Consider the following 17,905-nt stretch of genomic DNA (forward strand, 5'->3'; position numbering starts at 1 on the left):
GCTCATAGATCCCTTCCCCGGCCTCGATGAGATAGATAAGGCTACCGTCCGGGGCGCAGATCGCCGGGATCGGCGTTTCGTTCGGCCCGGCATCGCCCTGCCAGGTGGCATACCCCAGCGCGCGGGCGCGGGCAACAATCGGCGCACTGCGATCGACCCGCAGCGCCATGGCGCAGAGCGAAACGCCGTGGCGTTGATAGAAATGATCGGCCCAGCTGTGGGGCTGATGGTTGATGACGATCCGCGCCCCGCCGTTGCGCCACAGCGTCACCTGTTTGGAGCGGTGGCTTCCCTCGCGCTGAAAACCCAGCGCCTGCAGATGCTGCCCCAGGCGCTGCGCCTCGGCGGCGCTGGCGGCAAACTCGATAAACTCCAGCCCGTGATAGACCGGCAGCGGCGGCGGTGAAAACAGATCGGCATCGCACGTCGGGAGCCGACGGCGGGTTTGCTCCTCCAGCCACAGCAGCGAACGATAACCATCTTTGGCCGTCGCGCCGTTCGGCGAGGCGCGAAAACCGTCATTAAAGATCTCCAGCGACCAGGGGCCGCGATAGCCGCAGCGGGTGACCTGCTCGGCAAACGGCTCCAGCGGCAGCTCGCCCTGCCCGGGGAAGCAGCGGAAATGGCGACTCCATTCCAGGAGATCCATTTTCATGTACGGCGCATCGGCGAGCTGAACAAAGGTGATTTTCTCCACCGGTACCGACGGCAGCGCGTCCAGCGTGTCGCCGCGGGCCAGAATATGGAAGCTGTCGAGCACCAGGCCCAACGCCGGGCTGTCCACCCGCCGCACCCGCTCCCAGGCCTGCTGCCAGCGGTTCACATGGGTTCCCCAGGCCAGGGCCTCATAGCCGATGGTGATCCCCTCTTCTTCCGCCAGCGTGGCCAGCGCCCGCAGATCCGCGACCTGCAATTCGCTATCCGCCGAGCAGTCCGGCTGCACATTGCTGCACAGCAGCAGCGTGTCACAGCCCAGCTCGTGCATCAGGGCAAACTTGCGCCGAGCGCGGGCCATATTCGCCGCAAACTGCGCCCGGCTGGCGCCTTCAAAATCGCGAAAGGGTTGAAAAAGCGTGATTTTTAACCCTAAATCGGCGGCAAGCTGGCGGATTTCCGCCGGCGTCCCCGTATAATAGAGCAGATCGTTCTCGAAAATTTCCACACCCTGATAGCCCGCCGCCGCAATAGCGTGCAGCTTCTCAGGCAGGGTGCCGGAAATCGAAACGGTGGCGATAGAGCGCAGCATAAGGTCCTCGGGTCAACAACTGACGTGAGCCTTGAATATGTATCATTTGGTTCATTTGCGCCATACTAGGTTGCTAAATTGTGATCATTATGTGTATTTTTTGTCACCCAAGAAAAAGGAGTTGCCATGACCGTCGTTGCTCATGATGAAGCACAATCCCTGAAGGCGCGGATTTTCAGCGCCGCTATCGCTGTTTTTGCTGAACACGGGCTGTCAGGCGCCCGCATGGAGCAGATCGCCACCGAGGCGCAGACCACCAAGCGCATGGTGGTTTACTACTTCAAAAGCAAAGAGCAGCTCTATCAGGAGGTGCTGCAGTATGTGTATGCGCGGATCCGCGAAACCGAGCAGCAGCTGGGGCTGGAGAATGTGCCGCCGGTGGAGGCGCTGGTGCGGCTGGTGCGCTGGAGCGTGCGTTATCACGCCACCCACGCGGACTATATGCGGGTGATTTGCATGGAGAATATGCAGCGCGGCAAGTGGTTACAAACCTCGGGTGAACTGAAACCGCTGAATCGTACCGCCCTGTCGATTCTGGAAGACATTTTACAGCGCGGCCAGCAGCAAGGCGTCTTTCAGGCGGGGCTCGAAGCACGCGATGTGCACCGGTTAATCAGCAGCTTCAGCTTTTATCAGGTGTCGAATTTCTACACCTTCAGCAGCCTGTACCTGGACGACCCGTTGCCCGCCATCGACGACGAAGCGATGGTGGCCCACCACTGTGACATTGCCGTCCGGGCGGTGATCCGCTTCGTGATTTCCTGACCCGCCGGCGAAAGACGTTAATGCCCTGAAAGGGCGTGAATGACTTTCTCCATGGCCTCCACGGTGAGCGCCGAACGCTGAATTTTGGCGTTCGCCAGCGAGGTGCGCAGTACGCCGGCAATGACAATGTGTTTCGGCTCCTGGCCCAGGTCTCGCATTTCCAGCACCACTTTACCCACCACGCGGCACATTTCCTGGTACAGCTCGTCGTCTTTGGCTTTATTTCCCATCTGGTTTTGCTCGCACTTTATTATTATCAATCAATTCATTATTGATAGATTTTTTCCGCAACGCAAATTATCCCCGGCGGAATGGGCCAATGGCGCATTTTACTGGTTCATCACGCGAGAAAAAGCGCCTTCCGCTGCCCCTTTGCCTGCCCGGTGATGAAAAAATGTGTTGCGTACTTTTATGCATAACGTGCCGGTTTTGTTACGCGTTTTGTCCATAATTTGAAACGAGGTTTTTATTTTCCTTTTTGATTTCGGCAGCGTATAATGCGCTTCGATTCTTTCTTGAATGGTTTCAGCGCATTGGACTGCATGATAAAACGCATAACACCTTGCCACATTTCATGGGCTGAACCGCCAGCACACATTCTTCTGCACGCTCCGGGGTTGTCACCTATCCTTAGGGCGTGGCTTAGCAACTTTCGTAATACAGGTTTGGCTCCCCGGCAGTGCGCCCGCGGAGCGAGAATTCCATATCCTTCACAACTTAAAGACTAAAACTGTCATGAAAAAGACCAAAATTGTTTGCACCATCGGTCCGAAAACCGAATCTGAAGAGATGCTGACCAAAATGCTGGAAGCCGGCATGAACGTGATGCGTCTGAACTTCTCCCACGGTGACTATGCGGAACACGGTCAGCGCATCCAGAACCTGCGCAATGTGATGAGCAAAACCGGTAAGAAAGCCGCTATTCTGCTGGACACCAAAGGCCCGGAAATTCGTACCATCAAGCTGGAAGGCGGCAACGACGTCTCATTGAAAGCAGGCCAGACCTTCACCTTCACCACCGATAAATCCGTCGTCGGCAACAACGAAATCGTTGCTGTGACCTACGAAGGCTTCACGTCTGACCTCACCGTCGGCAACACCGTTCTGGTGGACGATGGCCTGATCGGCATGGAAGTGACGGCTATCGAAGGTAACAAAGTTATCTGTAAAGTGCTGAACAACGGCGACCTTGGCGAGAACAAAGGCGTAAACCTGCCGGGCGTCTCCATCGCCCTGCCGGCGCTGGCTGAGAAAGACAAACAGGATCTGATCTTCGGTTGCGAACAGGGCGTGGACTTTGTCGCGGCCTCCTTCATCCGTAAACGTTCCGACGTCGTCGAGATCCGTGAGCACCTGAAAGCCCACGGCGGCGAAAACATCCAGATCATCTCCAAAATCGAAAACCAGGAAGGCCTGAACAACTTCGACGAAATCCTCGAAGCTTCCGACGGCATCATGGTTGCTCGTGGCGACATGGGCGTTGAGATCCCGGTTGAAGAAGTTATCTTTGCCCAGAAAATGATCATCGAAAAATGTATCCGCGCGCGCAAAGTGGTTATCACCGCGACTCAGATGCTGGACTCCATGATCAAGAACCCGCGTCCGACCCGCGCTGAAGCCGGCGACGTGGCCAACGCCATCCTCGACGGTACCGATGCAGTGATGCTGTCCGGCGAATCCGCGAAAGGTAAATACCCGCTGGAAGCCGTCACCATCATGGCCACCATCTGCGAACGTACTGACCGCGTGATGACCAGCCGTCTGGACTTCAATAACGACAACCGTAAACTGCGCATCACCGAAGCGGTGTGCCGCGGCGCGGTAGAAACCGCTGAGAAACTGGAAGCGCCGCTGATCGTTGTCGCCACCCAGGGCGGTAAATCCGCACGCGCTGTGCGTAAATACTTCCCGGACGCCACCATCCTGGCCCTGACCACCAACGAAACCACCGCTCGCCAGCTGGTGCTGAGCAAAGGCGTTGTGCCACAGCTGGTGGAAGAGATCGCCTCTACCGATGACTTCTATCATCTGGGCAAAGATCTGGCGCTGAAAAGCGGCCTCGCGCGTAAAGGCGACGTGGTGGTGATGGTTTCCGGCGCATTAGTGCCGAGCGGTACCACTAATACGGCTTCCGTACACGTGCTGTAATAATTTACAGGTTAATTGGTTTTTTTTAATAAAGCGCCTCTCGGGGCGCTTTTTTTTATTCATTGATTAGCTCTTCCTATTAAAAATGCAAATCGGAATTTACTATTTAATAAGAGATTATCTAAGATGAATCCGATGGAAGCGCGCTGTTTTCACTCGCCTTTTTCAGCGATTTTGTCCAATTCGATGCTTCTTTGAGCGAACGATCAAAAATAAGTGCGTTCAGGTAAAAAAAATATTCTCATCCCAAAAAACTTTGTGTAATACTTGTAACGCTACATGGAGATTAACTCAATCTAGAGGGTATTAATAATGAATCGTACTAAACTGGTACTGGGCGCGGTAATCCTGGGTTCTACTCTGCTGGCTGGTTGCTCCAGCAATGCTAAAATCGATCAGCTGTCTTCTGACGTTCAGACTCTGAACGCTAAAGTTGACCAGCTGAGCAACGACGTGAACGCAATCCGTTCCGACGTTCAGGCTGCTAAAGACGACGCAGCTCGCGCTAACCAGCGTCTGGACAACCAGGCTCACTCTTACCGTAAGTAAGAGTTCTGGTAATAAAAATGGCGCACTCTGTGCGCCATTTTTTTTGCCCTCAGCATGAGGGCTACTGGGTAAGCAGGCTGTTGTCTGACGGCGTGTTCTGCGCCGACAGCGTAGCTGGCGCACTCCCCGTCCCCGTGGACACCACCACCGGATATCCCGCCCTTCTCGACATCGCTTTTTTCAGCTGTGCATCATCGACCGCTTTATCCTCTGCGAAGGCGTGAAACGCCGCAGGCAGCGTGTAGGCGATGGTCCGGGTGTTTTCCCCTTCCGTCTGCGAAAGCGGCCTGTGGACCTCGACATAGCGTTTACCATCCGGTTCGACGGCAAACTTCACCGGCTGATTGATAATCCGTACCGGCGTCCCGGTTTTCACCTGGTTGAACAGCGCTTTGATGTCATCGGCGTTCATTCGCATACAGCCTGAGCTGACGCGTAAACCGACGCTGTCCGGCGCGTTGGTGCCATGAATCAGATATTCGCCGTTGCCATAGGCCAGACGCAGCGCGTAGCGCCCCAGCGGATTGTACGGCCCGGCCGGGACCACCGCCGGTAACGTCACCCCTTTCTCCAGCGAACGCGCCCGAATGCCCGCGGTGGGCGTCCAGGTCGGGTTGGGGATCTTCTGCCCGATGCGGGTGGTCATCTCAGGCGTTTCCAGCCCTAACTGGCCGATACCCAGCGGATAGACCTGCACCTGATTCTCTCCCGGCGGGAAGTAATACAGCCGCAGTTCCGCAAGGTTGACGACAATCCCCTCTCGCGGTACGTCGGGGAGCAGCATCTGGGAGGGGATCAGGACCTGAGTACCAGGCTTCGGCTGCACCGGCGCGATGGTATCGTTGGCTTCGAGGATCAGCATCGCCGCGGTATCGAAATGGCGGGCGATCGCCTGCAGGTTGCGGTCTCCCTCCTGTACGGTCCAGTACTGGTTCTGGCCAATCAGCCGGCTGTTGGCGGGAGGAAGCGGGTAGTCGACGGCCCAGGCGGCCGAGGAGACGCCAAGCGCGCTGAGAAGGGCTAAGGTGATCATCGTTTTGCGTTTCATACTGAGATTCCTTCTTTCGCTGATAAAACGCCAGGAGACTGAACGGCGGCAGGAGCAGAACCCCTACCGGACGTAACAGAATGAAATCTACCTGTTTATTCTAGCTAATATTTGCGGCTTTCGCGCGGATCGCACGGATCATGGCTTCAAGCCCTTGCGAGCGGGAAGGCGTCAGGTGTTGGGTGAGCGCCATTTTTTCAAACCACGGGCGCACGTCGAACTCAGTGATGTCCTGGGCGGTCATCCGATCATAAAGGATAAACACCACCGCAATCAGCCCTTTGACGATCGCCGCATCGCTGTCACCGCGCAGGGTGATAACGCCGGAGGGGTCCTGCGCCATCACAATCCACACCTGGCTTTGGCAGCCCTGAATAATGTTCTGCACGCTATGTTCTTCCGGGCTTAGCGGCGCCAGCCGCTGGCCCAGCTCAATGATATAGAGATACTTCTCTTCCCAGTTGGCGCAACGGCTAAAATTGCGCAACAGTTTGTCTTTGTCTGGTAGTGCCGCCATCGTCACGTCCTTTACCCTAATAATTTGTGGATCCGCTGCAGGCCGGCCACCAGGCGGTCCACCTCTTCCGTGGTATTGTACATCGCCAGCGAGGCCCGACACATAGCCGGTACCTGATACCGGGCCATCAGCGGCATGGCGCAGTGGTGCCCGGTTCGCACGGCGATACCGTAGTTGTCGAGGAAGCTGCCGACGTCATAGGCGTGATGCTGGCCGAGGTTAAAAGCGATCACCCCTTTGCGCTGCGCCGGCCCGTAGAGGATCAGATCCGGCACGGCGCGCAGAGCCTCCAGCGCATAGCGCATCAGGGTCTGCTCGTACTCCGCGATCTGCGTCAGCCCCAGTTGGCTGACGTAGGTCAGCGCCGCGCCGAGGCCAATGATCCCCCCGGTATTCGGCGTACCGGCCTCAAAGCGCCACGGCGCCCGGTTCCAGGTGGTGCCTTCCGTCAGGCTGACGGTGGCGATCATCGACCCGCCGCCTTCCCATGGCGCCATCGCCTGCAGTAGCTCGGAACGGCCATAGAGCACGCCGATCCCGGTCGGGCCATACAGCTTGTGTCCGGAGAAGACGTAGAAATCGCACCCCAGCGCCTGCACATCTACCGGGTGGTGCATCACCGCCTGGGCGCCATCCACCAGCACTTTCGCGCCATGCTGATGCGCAAGGGCAATCAGCGCCGCCAGCGGGTTTTCCGTCCCCAGCACGTTGGAGACCTCGGTTATCGCCAGCAGGCGGGTGCGCGGGTCAAACAGTCCCGGGACAACATCCAGTTGCAGTGTGCCGTCCGGGTTCAGGGGGATCACCCGCAGCTCAGCCCCGACGCGGGCGCACAGCATCTGCCACGGCACAATGTTGGCGTGGTGCTCCATTTCGCTGATGATGATGTTATCCCCGGCGCCGACGTTGGCGTTTCCCCAGCTGTTGGCCACCAGGTTGATACCCTCGGTGGTGCCGCGGACGAACACCACTTCCTCCGCCGACCCGGCGTTAAGGAAGGTGGCCGCCTGCTGACGCACGGCTTCCATCCGCGCGGTGGCTTCCGCGCTGAGGGTATGGATGCCGCGGTGCACCGCCGCGTAGCCGTGGCGATAGAATTCCGCTTCGGCGCCGATCACCGCCTCCGGCTTCTGGGCACTGGCGGCGCTGTCGAGATAGGCCAGTGGCTGACCGTTGACCTCCCGGTTCAGTACCGGAAAATCGGCGCGAACCCGTTCTACTGAAAATGTCATACAGTGCCTCCCGGCAAACGCTGTCCAATCCGCGCCAGCACCTGCTCTCTGAGCGCATCGCTGCGGATAGCCTCGGTGAGCTCGGCGGCGAAGGCGTAGAGGATCATCTGCTGCGCCGCCTGCTGTTCGATACCGCGCGAGCGCAGATAGAACAGCTGTTCTTCATCAATGCGCCCGACGGTCGCCCCGTGGCTGCATTTCACGTCATCGGCGTAAATCTCCAGCTGCGGTTTAGTGTCGACCTCCGCCAGCCGCCCAAGCAGCAGATTGTTATTGGTCATCTGGCCGTCGGTTTTCAGCGCGTGCGGCGCGACGTTGATCAGCCCGTTAAACACCGCCCGACCCTTATCGCTGACGATGGTTTTGTGCAGCTGGCGGCTGTTGCAGTAGCCGACCTGATGGTCGAGCCAGGTGCGGCTGTCGCAGACCTCATTTTTCACCGGCATCGCCAGCGAATTGAGGCGCAGGTTGCTGTTTTCACCGCCCAGGCGGGTGCTGGTGTGATGACGCAGCACCTGGCCGCCGAGCAGGAAACTGCTGCTGAAGGCCGAGGCGTCGCGGCCCAGCAGCAGGTCGTTATGGGCGAAGTGGTAGCTGAGCGCGTTCTCAAACGCCAGCTTGATATGCTGGAGGTGCGCGTTATCGGCCACCGTCATGGTCAGTCGCCCGCCGGTGAAGTGCGGCTGCTCATTGAGGCTCAGGTAATGTTCGACCACAGTCGCCTCCGCCCCGCTTTCCAGCGCCAGGTGATGGCGATAATGGGCGGTATTCAGCGCATCGCCGGCCAGACCGCGGGTGATATGCATCAGCAGCAGCGGCTTATCCAGGCGGCGGTTGCGCGGTACGCGAAGGCGGGTCACCGTCTGCGCCAGGCTTTCGGTCAGATGGAGAAACACCTCCGGATGCAAAGCATCCGGCAGATGCTGGCGTTGGTTATCGACGCTGACCTCCACGCCGCTGGCGGCGAGATCGTCGCTCAGCTCAGGATGATAGCGGCCATCGATAAACACCAGCCGCCAGGCGTCCAGCGGCAGCGCCAGCGCATCACGCTGTTCAGCGCTGAGCGATGCCCCCTCGTCGGCGACAAAGTGACCGTTCAGTAGCGCATCCAGCGGGGTGTATTTCCAGTCCTCGTGCTTACGTGTCGGCAGCCCCAGGCGCAGCAGCTGCTGCAGATGCTGGGTGGCCTCCGCCGTACGCTGGCCGCCCTGCGCTTCAAACAGGTGGTGCCACTGCTGCAGCGCGTTACTGCTGTTCGGTAAGCCAGCCATAGCCCTGCTCCTCCAGCTGTTTGACGAGGGTGAAATCCCCCGACTTCACAATCCGCCCCTGATACAGAACATGGACGTAGTCCGGCTTGATATAGTCAAGAATGCGCTGATAGTGGGTGACAATGATGAAGGCGCGTTTGCCGTCGCGTAGCGAGTTGACACCTTCCGAGACAATCTTCAGTGCATCAATATCCAGCCCGGAATCTGACTCATCAAGAATGCACAGCTCCGGCTCCAGCACCGCCATTTGCAGAATATCGTTACGCTTTTTCTCACCGCCGGAGAAGCCAACGTTCACCGAGCGGGTCAGCAGATCTGCCGGCATCTGCAGCAGCCTGATTTTCTCTTCCATCAGGTCCTGGAAGTCGAAGCGATCCAGCGGCTCCTGGCCGCGATAGTTGCGCACGGCATTCAGCGCGGTCTGCAGGAAGAATTGGTTGCTGACGCCGGGAATTTCCACCGGATACTGGAAGGCCATAAAGATACCTTCTCCGGCGCGATCTTCCGGGGCAAGTTCCAGCAGGTCTTTACCCTTAAATTCGACGCGGCCGCCGGTCACCTCGTAATCCTCACGCCCGGCCAGGGTGGCCGAAAGCGTACTTTTCCCCGAGCCGTTTGGCCCCATAATGGCGTGGACCTCCCCCGGGCGCACCTCAAGGTTCAGCCCGCGCAGGATCGCTTTATCTTCGACGGCGACGTGTAAATCTTGAATACTTAACATCTTTTTTCCTTAATTATCAGCCGACGCTATGTTCAAGGCTAATGGCCAGCAATTTTTGCGCTTCGACGGCGAACTCCAGCGGCAGTTCGGAGAAGACGTCTTTACAGAAACCGTTGACGATCATCGAGATGGCATCGTCTTCGCTGATCCCGCGCTGTAAACAGTAGAACAGCTGATCTTCGCCAATCCGCGAAGTGGTCGCTTCATGTTCCAGCTGGGCGCTGTTGTTGCGGCATTCCACATACGGGAAGGTATGCGCCCCGCAGTCCGGGCCGATCAGCATCGAATCGCACTGGGTGAAGTTGCGGGCGTTAGTCGCGGTCGGCATGATTTTGACCAGCCCGCGATAGCTGTTCTGGCTGTGTCCGGCGGAGATCCCTTTCGAGATGATGGTCGAGCGGGTGTTCTTGCCGATATGGATCATTTTGGTGCCGGTGTCCGCCTGCTGGTGACCACTGGTCAGCGCTACCGAGAAGAATTCGCCGATCGAGTTATCGCCGCGCAGAATGCAGCTGGGGTATTTCCAGGTGATGGCCGAGCCGGTTTCCGACTGGGTCCATGACATCTTGCTGTTCTCCCCTTCGCACAGCGCACGCTTGGTGACGAAGTTGAGAATGCCGCCGGTGTTGTTGTCGCCGGGGAACCAGTTCTGCACCGTGGAGTATTTCACTTCCGCATCTTTATGGATGATGACTTCAACGACCGCCGCATGCAGCTGATAGCTGTCGCGCACCGGCGCCGAGCAGCCCTCAATATAGCTGACGTAGCTGCCTTCATCGGCCACCAGAATGGTACGTTCAAACTGCCCGGTCTTTTCGGCGTTGATGCGGAAATAGGTCGACAGCTCCATCGGGCAGCGGACGCCCTTCGGCACATAGATAAAGGTGCCATCCGAAGCCACTGCGGCGTTCAGCGCGGCGAAGAAGTTGTCATTGCCTGGCACCACGGTACCCAGATACTTTTTCACCAGTTCCGGATGGTCGTGGATCGCCTCGCCGAAAGAACAGAAGATGATCCCCTGCTCCGCCAGCTTTTCGCGGTAGGTGGTCGCCACCGACACGGAGTCGAATATGGCGTCCACCGCCACCTCGCGCCCTTCACGTACCGGCACGCCCAGCTGGTTAAAGGCTTCTTCCACCTCGCTGGTCAGGAAGGTGTTGGCCCCGGTCTGCTGCACCGCGCCCGGCTCTGAAGCGCAGGTCTCATCGCAGTTGCCGCAGGAGGGGGCGGAATAGTAGCTGTAGTCCTGATAATTCAGCTTATCGTAATGCGCCTTCAGCCAGTGCGGCTCCTCCATCTCCAGCCATGCCCGGAAAGCATTGAGCCGAAACTCCAGCATCCACTGCGGCTCATTGCGACGGGCGGAAATGGCCCGGACCACCTCTTCATTAATCCCTTTGGCCAGCTCATCGGTCTGCAGCCGGGTGAAAAAGCCCTCTTTATAATTGAGCGGGCCGCCGGTCCAGGTTTTGACATCGTCAGTTGCTTCAGTATTACGCGACATAGTTACTCCGCCTGCACCCCAAAACTTTCGCCACAGCCGCACTCGTGCTGCGCTTTCGGGTTATGAAATTTAAAGATTTCATTTAAACCTTCCCGGACGTAATCGAGCTCCGTGCCGTCAATGAACGGCATCGCCTGCAGCGGCGCCCACAGTTTCGCCCCGTCATGTTCAAAGAGCAGATCGTCGGCTGCCGGCTCGGCAATCATTTCGAGCACATAGCCAAAACCGGCGCAGCCGCTGGTTTTTATCCCCAGCCGCAGCCCTTTTTTGTCCGGTTGCTTGCGCATCAGATCGCGAATATGCGCGGCAGCGGCCGGCGTCATGGTCAGTCCCTGCCAGCTAAAATCGGCGGGATTAAAGGTTCCTGCTTGTACTTCCATCGATAGACCTCCAGGTTGGCGCCATCAAGGCATACCGCCATGTTAGTGATAATGATTATCACTTCAACCCATCTGCAGCAGGGGTATTGCCCCATTTAGCGCTTTTTATAAGCATAGACCCTCGCCCGGGGATTATCAGGGTGTGCAGGGTGAACTTAATCTTTTGATTTATAATATGTTATTCTGAAATCGTTCTATATTCGCACGCAATGGTAAAGATGTATCGAAAATACCGATTTATGCAATAGCAGATGACCCGGTTCCTGTTTATCGCACAGCCTGGAGAAGGAAAAGTGACAGTGTCACCTAAAGGCCAACAAGGCCGAGAAGGCGCAGGTTCTGTGGTTCAGGATAAGAAAGCGCCGGTCCGTGACGCTTTCGGAAAGCAACAATCGCCGCTCGCCAGGCCGCGATCAAGGGAATGAAAACTGTGATGAAACGGGTAAATGGATTGCCAGGCAGGGTCGCGGTTGGCTAGGTGCCTTTTCTGACCAGGCGGGCGGCCTGAACAAAAACCTCATCTTCCACCCCGTCCCCCTTCTGTCTGCCCAGTCTCACCAGTTCATCCACGATACTCCCCTGATTAATCTGCTTCTGTGTAGCCACTAAGCTAATGACCGCCGCGCCGATGGCCATGCCAATCAATGCCGTTTGTTCATCTTTATCTTTCATGGTGTCGCTCCGTCTGTCCTCCAGAGAAAGGCTAGCAAAAGATACCACCAGCTCAATTTCAAATTCATCTTCTTTACACCCCCCGGAAAACGCAGGCGCCGCGCTGACCTCTCCTTCCCCCTGGTGGCGATGGCGCAAAGCGCTGTCGCCTCATACCGGGTCTTTATTTTGCCAGCTTCACGTTGCGCGGAAATAAATAAAAATAACGCGCGCGCCGAAGAGTAATAAAAGGAAATAACAGCCTCAGCGATAAAACCAGATTATTCCAGCAGGGAATAGCTGGGATGCTAATATTTCATTTCCCCACCGGTTTTTAGAAGCCTATAGTTTTTTTGCCTGCAGAACATCCACTTAGGTTAAAAGACATAAGGACATAATAATGATTGTTTCAGCCCCCAGCGATTATCGCGAAGCCGCTCGTCGCCGTCTGCCCCGCTTCCTTTTTGATTATATTGACGGTGGCGCGGTGGCGGAAAATACCATGAACGCCAACGCCACCGAGCTTGCCTCGGTAGCCCTTCGCCAGCGCGTGCTGTGCGGGGCGGGCGAACCGACGCTGGCCACCACGATCCTTGATGCTTCATGGGCGATGCCCGTGGCGCTGGGGCCGGTCGGCGCCACCGGGATGTACGCCCGCCGCGGCGAAGTTCAGGCGGCCCGCGCCGCCTCCCACGCCGGGATCCCGTACACCCTGTCCACGGTGTCGGTCTGCTCCATTGAAGAGGTGGCGAGCCAGGCCAGCGGCGCACTCTGGTCCCAGCTGTACGTGCTGAAAGATCGCGGCTACATGCGTAATGCGCTGGAGCGCGCGTGGGCCGCCGGCATGAAAACCCTGGTATTCACCGTCGATATGCCGATCCCCGGCTCGCGGTATCGGGATAATCGATCAGGCATGTCCGGGCCGCACGCCACCCTGCGACAGTATCTCCAGGCCTGTACTCATCCACGCTGGGCAATGAGCGTCGGGCTGGCGGGCAGGCCCCTGTCGTTCGGTAATATCGAAGCCTACACCGGCCACAAAATGACCATGGACGACTACATGGGGTTCATCAGCAACAACTTCGACCCGTCCATCGCCTGGCACGATCTGGAGTGGATCCGCGACAGCTGGCAAGGGAAATTAATCATCAAAGGGATCCTCGATGCCGACGATGCGCGCAATGCCGTGCGCCTCGGCGCCGATGGCATTGTGGTGTCGAATCATGGCGGCAGACAGCTCGATGGCGCCATCCCCACTGCCCGGGCGCTACCAAGGGTGGTGGATGCGGTCGGCGACGATCTGACGGTGCTTGCTGATTCCGGAGTGCGCTCCGGCGTGGACGTCATTCGCCTGCTGGCCCTCGGCGCGAAGGGCGTGCTGCTCGGGCGGGCCTATATTTATGCCCTGGCCGCGGCGGGCGAAGCGGGCGTGGCGCATCTGCTGCGCTTATTTGCCGAGGATATGAAGGTCACCATGACCCTCACCGGCGCGACCTCGCCATCGGCCATCAGCCTCGATTGCCTTGACCGTCTCGAACAGGATCAACATCGCACTCATGCGGTGCCGGTATCCTTACCCGCCTGACGCTGCCCAGGGCCGGGCCTGACCGCGTTTATCGGCCAGGTCCGGCAAGAGGGAATTACCCCTGCGGGTGCAGCGCCGGGTGTTGCACTGCGTCAGCCGGGGGCTGAGGTCGGATGCGGAACCAGATCGCGTACATGGCCGGCAGGAAAATAAGGGTCATGATGGTTCCCCCCAGCGTCCCGCCAATCAGCGTATAGGCGAGCGTTCCCCAGAAGACCGAATGGGTGAGCGGAATGAACGCCAGGATCGCCGCCAGCGCGGTCAGCAGAACCGGGCGGGCGCGCTGTACTGTCGCCTCCACCACCGCGTGGAACGGATCGAGCCCTGCCTGTTCGTTATGGTGGATTTGGCCAATCAGGATCAGCGTATTGCGCATCAGGATCCCCGACAGGGCGATCAGGCCCACAAGAGCATTGATGCCAAACGGCTGATTGAACAGCAGCAGCGTCGGCACCACGCCAATCAGCCCCAGCGGCGCGGTCAGGAAAACCATGACCATCGCCGACAGCGAACGCACCTGCAGGATAATGATCAGCAGCGTGAGGGCGATCATGATGGGAAATAACGGCACCATCGCCCGCGTGGCTTTGCTTGACTCCTCGATCGACCCCGCCGTCTCGATGCGATACCCCGGCGGCAGCGAGTCGATAATGGGCTGCAGCGATTTCATCAGCGCGGTGGAGACATCCGGCGGCTGCAGGTTATCCGCGACATCTCCGCGGACGGTGATGGTCGGCGTGCGATCGCGACGGCGAAGCAGCGGGTCCTCCATTCTGATCGACACGTCGCCAATCTGTGACAAGGGAACCCGCTGCCCGCCGCTGCCCACCAGAGTGAAGTCGGCGATTTTCGCCGGATCCAGACGGATATCGCCCGCCGCGCGGCCGATGACCTGCACGGCGCGAATATCTTCCCGAACAGTGGTGATGGGGATCCCTGACAGCAGGAACTGCAGCTGCTGGGCGACGGACTGGGAGCTGAGTCCGCTCGCCTGCAGCCGGTCCTGATTGAGGCTGAAATGCATCACCGGCACCCGCGAACCCCAGTCGCTATTGACGGTGCGCATCAGCGGACTGGCCTGCAGCACCGATTTAACCCGTTCGGCGATGTCGAGCAAGGTGTGCGGATCGGGCCCCATCACCCGCCAGGCAACCGGATAGGGCGAATAAGGGCCAAAGACCAGCTGAGTGACGCGCACCCGCGCTTCCGGCGCCAGGCCATTGGCCACCGCCTCCCGCAGCCGCCGCTTGAGCGCCTCGCGGGCGTCCTGACCGTCGGTCAACACCACCAGTTTGGCAAAGGAGGGATCGGGCAACTCCGGGGCCATCGCCAGGTAAAAGCGCGGCGCGCCCTGGCCGATATAGCTGGTGACAATCTTCGCCTCCGACTGCTGCTGCAGCCAGTGCTCAATTTTCGCCGTCGCGGCGCTGGTCTGGATAATCGACGACCCGTAAGGCATCTGTACTTCAACCAGTACTTCCGGACGATCGGAGGTGGGGAAAAACTGCTTTTTCACCACGCTCATTCCCAGTATCGCCACCATAAACAGCACCACCACGCTGGCGGCCACGCGCCATTTGCGGGCGATAACCCGGGTCAGCAGCCGACGGAAACGCTGATAGCGCGGGGTGTCATACAGCGCGGCGTGACCTGCCGTCGCAGGCTTTCTGTCCGGCAACAGGTGCACCCCCAGCCAGGGGGTAAAAATCACCGCCACAATCCAGGAGGCAATCAGCGCGATACCGACGATCCAGAACACGTTGCTGGCGTACTCCCCGGCGGTGGACTGCGCAAATCCATTGGGCATAAAGCCTACGGCCGTTACCAGGGTACCGGCCAGCATGGGCGCCGCGGTATGGCTCCAGGCATAGGCGGAGGCTTTGAGGCGGTCGTACCCCTCCTCCATTTTGACCACCATCATTTCGATGGCAATGATGGCATCATCCACCAGCAGGCCCAGGGCGAGGATCAGCGAGCCGAGAGTGATACGGTCGAAGTTTTTGCCGGTCGCCTCCATCACCACAAACACCACGGCCAGAGTTAAAGGCACCGCCGCCGCGACCACCACGCCCACGCGCCACCCCATGCTGACAAAGCACACCGCCATCACCACCAGCAGGGCGACAAAGAATTTGATCATGAACTCATCGACCGCGGCGCTGATATTCACCGACTGATCGGTCACCTTGGTCAACGACATGCCGAGCGGCAGGCTCTGATTGATGCTGGCCGTTTCGGCGTCCAGCGCTTTCCCCAGCGCCAGACCATTCCAGCCCTCGCGCATCACCACCCCCAGCAGCAGCGCCGGTTCGCCCTGATTGCGGATCAGGAAGGTCGCGGGATCTTCATACCCTCGCTCAACCGTGGCGACATCGGCCAGTTTCAGCGTTCTGCCCCCGGCAATAATCGGCGTGTCGCGGATCTGCTGCAGGCGGTCGAACGCCCCGTCGAGGCGGATAAAGATCTGCCCGCCCCGGGTCTCAATGGCCCCGGCGGCGGTCAGCACATTCTGGCTGTTCAGCGCGGCAAAAATCGCCTCTGGCGAAAGGCCCAGGGTGGCGAGACGATCATGAGAAAAGGAGAGATAAATGCGCTCCGCCTGTTCGCCGAGGATATTCACTTTTTTCACCCCGGGTACATGTAGCAGCTGCTGGCGCAGGGCTTCAGCGTCACGCACCAGCTGCCGCGGCGGCTCTCCCCGCGCTTTCAGAGCAAAGAGGGCAAAGGTGACATCGGCGAATTCGTCATTCATCATCGGGCCGGAGACGCCGGCAGGCAGGTTTTTCGCCTCATCCCCGAGCTTTTTGCGCGCCTGATAAAACTGCTCCGGCACCTCGGACGGCGGGGTCTGATCCTGCAGCGACAAGGTGATCAACGCCATGCCAGGGCGGGTATAGGTCTCCGTGCGATCGTACCACTTCAGCTCCTGGAGCCGTTTTTCCAGCGGCTCGGCGACCTGATCCTGCATCTCCTGCGCGGTGGCGCCGGGCCAGACGGTAATGACCGTCATTTGCTTGACCGTGAAGGGCGGATCTTCCGCCCGCCCGAGTCCGAAGAACGCCACCAGCCCGGCGACGGAGATGAGGATAATTAAAAACAGGGTCACCGACCGCTCGCGGACGGCCAGCGCGGAGAGATTAAAACGCCCGGCGCTCATGGCTGGCTCCCGGCGGCATTATGCTCGCGTCGTTCCGCCAGACGCACCGCCTCGCCCTGGTGCAGAAGATGGGCGCCCAGGGCGACGATGGGCTCGCCGGGCTTCAACGGGCCGGTCACCCGCGCCGTTTCATCATTCAGGCCGAGCACAGTTACCGGTTGCCAGGAGACGGTGGCCGGACGGGAGGCAATGCGCCAGACGCCAGGGCCGTTGCCCGGATCGTAGACCGACGCCAGGGGCACCTCCAGCACCTGGCCTGGCGCCTGGTCGCTGCCGATACGCAGGGTCACGGTAGACCCCAGCGGCGCATTCGCCAGCGCCCCGTTCAGCACATAGCGCGCTTCAAAGGTGCGGGTGGTGGCGTCAGCCGCGTCCGAAAGCAGTCGCAGGGTCGCCGTGACCGGCTGAGATTCGCTGCCATAGCGTGTCGCCAGCGCCTCGCTGCCGACCGCCGGGCGCAGCGTCTCCGGAAGCTGCACCCGCGCTTCGCGCTGCCCCGCCCGCGCCAGGCGGATCACCACCTGTCCGGCGCTGACCACCTGCCCCGGTTCGGCAAGCGTTTCCACCACCACGCCGTCAGCGTCCGCCAGCAGTCCGGCATAGCCGGTGGCGTTTTGCGCCACATTGGCCTGCGCCTGGGCCGCGCTGAGGTCGGCTCTCGCCGCCTCTGCCGCTGCGTTAACCTGGTCGAATTCCGCGGCCGAGACGGCGCCGCTCGCCACCAGGCCGCGATAGCGGGCCAGATCGTTGGTCGCCTTTTTGGCTCGCGCCCGCGCGGCATCCACGGCCCGCTGTTGAGACTGCGCCTGCAAGGTTAAATCAGCCGGATCCAGACGCAGCAGCAGTTGACCGCGCTTGACGCTCTGCCCGGTCTCCACCAGCCGGGCAAGGATTTTTCCCGATACCCGGAAGCCGAGATCGCTTTGGGTACGAGCGACCACCACGCCGGTAAAGGCCCGCGAGCTGGCCTCCGCGCGCTCGACGGTCGCCACCCGGACCAGCGGCGGCCGGGTGCGGGGATCGTCATAATCGGCAGGTTCGCCGCAGCCCGCGAGGGCCAGCGGCAGGAGGCAGACGGCAAGATGGACGGCATTGAGCCTGAGCATGGGTCACCTTAATGAAAAGACCGGA

General features: G+C 59.5%; 17 protein-coding genes and 1 pseudogene. 5 read left to right on the forward strand and 13 right to left on the reverse strand.

Annotated elements, in window-relative coordinates:
• Nucleotides 1-1,246, reverse strand: a 1,246-nt coding sequence (locus CW267_RS16565; protein ID WP_101148641.1) for a sugar phosphate isomerase/epimerase and 4-hydroxyphenylpyruvate domain-containing protein, incomplete at its 3' end; no start/stop codon positions are given.
• A gap of 126 nt (nucleotides 1,247-1,372) precedes the next feature.
• Between CW267_RS16565 and CW267_RS16570 the strand changes: the two genes are divergently transcribed.
• Nucleotides 1,373-2,011, forward strand: a complete 639-nt coding sequence (locus CW267_RS16570) for a TetR/AcrR family transcriptional regulator (RefSeq protein ID WP_008804472.1) — start codon at nucleotides 1,373-1,375, stop codon at nucleotides 2,009-2,011.
• 17 nt (nucleotides 2,012-2,028) lie between these two features.
• On the opposite strand, the gene fumD is transcribed toward CW267_RS16570, so the two are convergent.
• Both fumD and CW267_RS30655 read right to left on the reverse strand, forming a co-directional pair.
• Nucleotides 2,029-2,241 carry a fumarate hydratase FumD gene (gene fumD / locus CW267_RS16575; RefSeq protein WP_012541399.1) on the reverse strand — a complete coding sequence of 71 codons (213 nt, stop codon included), beginning with the start codon at nucleotides 2,239-2,241 and terminating at the stop codon, nucleotides 2,029-2,031.
• Nucleotides 2,242-2,477: 236 nt separating this feature from the next.
• A complete protein-coding gene (locus tag CW267_RS30655) occupies nucleotides 2,478-2,609 on the reverse strand; it encodes a hypothetical protein (protein WP_004217210.1) in 132 nt (43 codons plus the stop codon).
• 137 nt (nucleotides 2,610-2,746) lie between these two features.
• Between CW267_RS30655 and pykF the strand changes: the two genes are divergently transcribed.
• Both pykF and CW267_RS16585 read left to right on the forward strand, forming a co-directional pair.
• Complete coding sequence (gene pykF, locus CW267_RS16580; protein WP_012541397.1) at nucleotides 2,747-4,159, forward strand: pyruvate kinase PykF; 1,413 nt, start codon at nucleotides 2,747-2,749, stop codon at nucleotides 4,157-4,159.
• A 312-nt stretch (nucleotides 4,160-4,471) separates the two neighbouring features.
• Entirely contained in the window at nucleotides 4,472-4,708 is a 237-nt protein-coding gene (locus CW267_RS16585; protein ID WP_007374746.1) for a major outer membrane lipoprotein, read from the forward strand.
• 61 nt (nucleotides 4,709-4,769) lie between these two features.
• Here CW267_RS16585 and ldtE read toward each other — a convergent pair whose 3' ends face one another.
• From ldtE to CW267_RS16625, 8 genes are all read right to left on the reverse strand, one after another.
• Nucleotides 4,770-5,756: a L,D-transpeptidase LdtE gene (ldtE, locus tag CW267_RS16590; protein ID WP_008804469.1), complete on the reverse strand. Its 987-nt coding sequence runs from the start codon at nucleotides 5,754-5,756 to the stop codon at nucleotides 4,770-4,772.
• 100 nt (nucleotides 5,757-5,856) lie between these two features.
• Nucleotides 5,857-6,273, reverse strand: a complete 417-nt coding sequence (gene sufE / locus CW267_RS16595) for a cysteine desulfuration protein SufE (RefSeq protein ID WP_039103818.1) — start codon at nucleotides 6,271-6,273, stop codon at nucleotides 5,857-5,859.
• Nucleotides 6,274-6,284: 11 nt separating this feature from the next.
• On the reverse strand, nucleotides 6,285-7,505 hold the full coding sequence (sufS, locus tag CW267_RS16600; RefSeq protein WP_008804467.1) for a cysteine desulfurase SufS: 1,221 nt from the start codon (nucleotides 7,503-7,505) through the stop codon (nucleotides 6,285-6,287).
• Nucleotides 7,502-8,776: a Fe-S cluster assembly protein SufD gene (sufD, locus tag CW267_RS16605; RefSeq protein WP_012541393.1), complete on the reverse strand. Its 1,275-nt coding sequence runs from the start codon at nucleotides 8,774-8,776 to the stop codon at nucleotides 7,502-7,504. Before sufD ends, sufS begins: the two co-directional genes overlap by 4 nt.
• On the reverse strand, nucleotides 8,751-9,497 hold the full coding sequence (gene sufC / locus CW267_RS16610) for a Fe-S cluster assembly ATPase SufC (RefSeq protein WP_004184415.1): 747 nt from the start codon (nucleotides 9,495-9,497) through the stop codon (nucleotides 8,751-8,753). The genes sufD and sufC overlap by 26 nt, the downstream gene beginning before the upstream one ends.
• 16 nt (nucleotides 9,498-9,513) lie before the next feature.
• Nucleotides 9,514-11,001, reverse strand: a complete 1,488-nt coding sequence (sufB, locus tag CW267_RS16615) for a Fe-S cluster assembly protein SufB (RefSeq protein WP_008804465.1) — start codon at nucleotides 10,999-11,001, stop codon at nucleotides 9,514-9,516.
• A 2-nt stretch (nucleotides 11,002-11,003) separates the two neighbouring features.
• Nucleotides 11,004-11,381, reverse strand: coding sequence for a Fe-S cluster assembly scaffold SufA (sufA, locus tag CW267_RS16620; protein WP_008804464.1), 378 nt, complete (start codon nucleotides 11,379-11,381; stop codon nucleotides 11,004-11,006).
• Between the two features lie 474 nt (nucleotides 11,382-11,855).
• Nucleotides 11,856-12,053, reverse strand: coding sequence for a hypothetical protein (locus CW267_RS16625; RefSeq protein ID WP_004203090.1), 198 nt, complete (start codon nucleotides 12,051-12,053; stop codon nucleotides 11,856-11,858).
• On the opposite strand from CW267_RS16625, the pseudogene CW267_RS31355 reads away from it, so the two are divergent.
• Together CW267_RS31355 and lldD are read left to right on the forward strand one after the other, a co-directional pair.
• Nucleotides 12,052-12,129 (forward strand): annotated as a pseudogene (locus CW267_RS31355) (hypothetical protein); the annotation flags it as partial. The gene CW267_RS16625 and the pseudogene CW267_RS31355 sit on opposite strands and share 2 nt — an antisense overlap.
• 303 nt (nucleotides 12,130-12,432) lie before the next feature.
• Nucleotides 12,433-13,617: an FMN-dependent L-lactate dehydrogenase LldD gene (gene lldD, locus CW267_RS16635; protein WP_032733206.1), complete on the forward strand. Its 1,185-nt coding sequence runs from the start codon at nucleotides 12,433-12,435 to the stop codon at nucleotides 13,615-13,617.
• Nucleotides 13,618-13,672: 55 nt separating this feature from the next.
• Here lldD and CW267_RS16640 read toward each other — a convergent pair whose 3' ends face one another.
• Together CW267_RS16640 and CW267_RS16645 are read right to left on the reverse strand one after the other, a co-directional pair.
• A complete protein-coding gene (locus tag CW267_RS16640) occupies nucleotides 13,673-16,774 on the reverse strand; it encodes an efflux RND transporter permease subunit (RefSeq protein ID WP_100780943.1) in 3,102 nt (1,033 codons plus the stop codon).
• A complete protein-coding gene (locus CW267_RS16645; RefSeq protein WP_100780944.1) occupies nucleotides 16,771-17,880 on the reverse strand; it encodes an efflux RND transporter periplasmic adaptor subunit in 1,110 nt (369 codons plus the stop codon). Before CW267_RS16645 ends, CW267_RS16640 begins: the two co-directional genes overlap by 4 nt.
• Between the last annotated feature and the right edge of the window lie 25 nt (nucleotides 17,881-17,905).

The sequence above is a fragment of the Klebsiella sp. X1-16S-Nf21 genome, assembly GCF_002837615.1.
Taxonomy (GTDB): Bacteria; Pseudomonadota; Gammaproteobacteria; order Enterobacterales; family Enterobacteriaceae; genus Klebsiella; species Klebsiella variicola.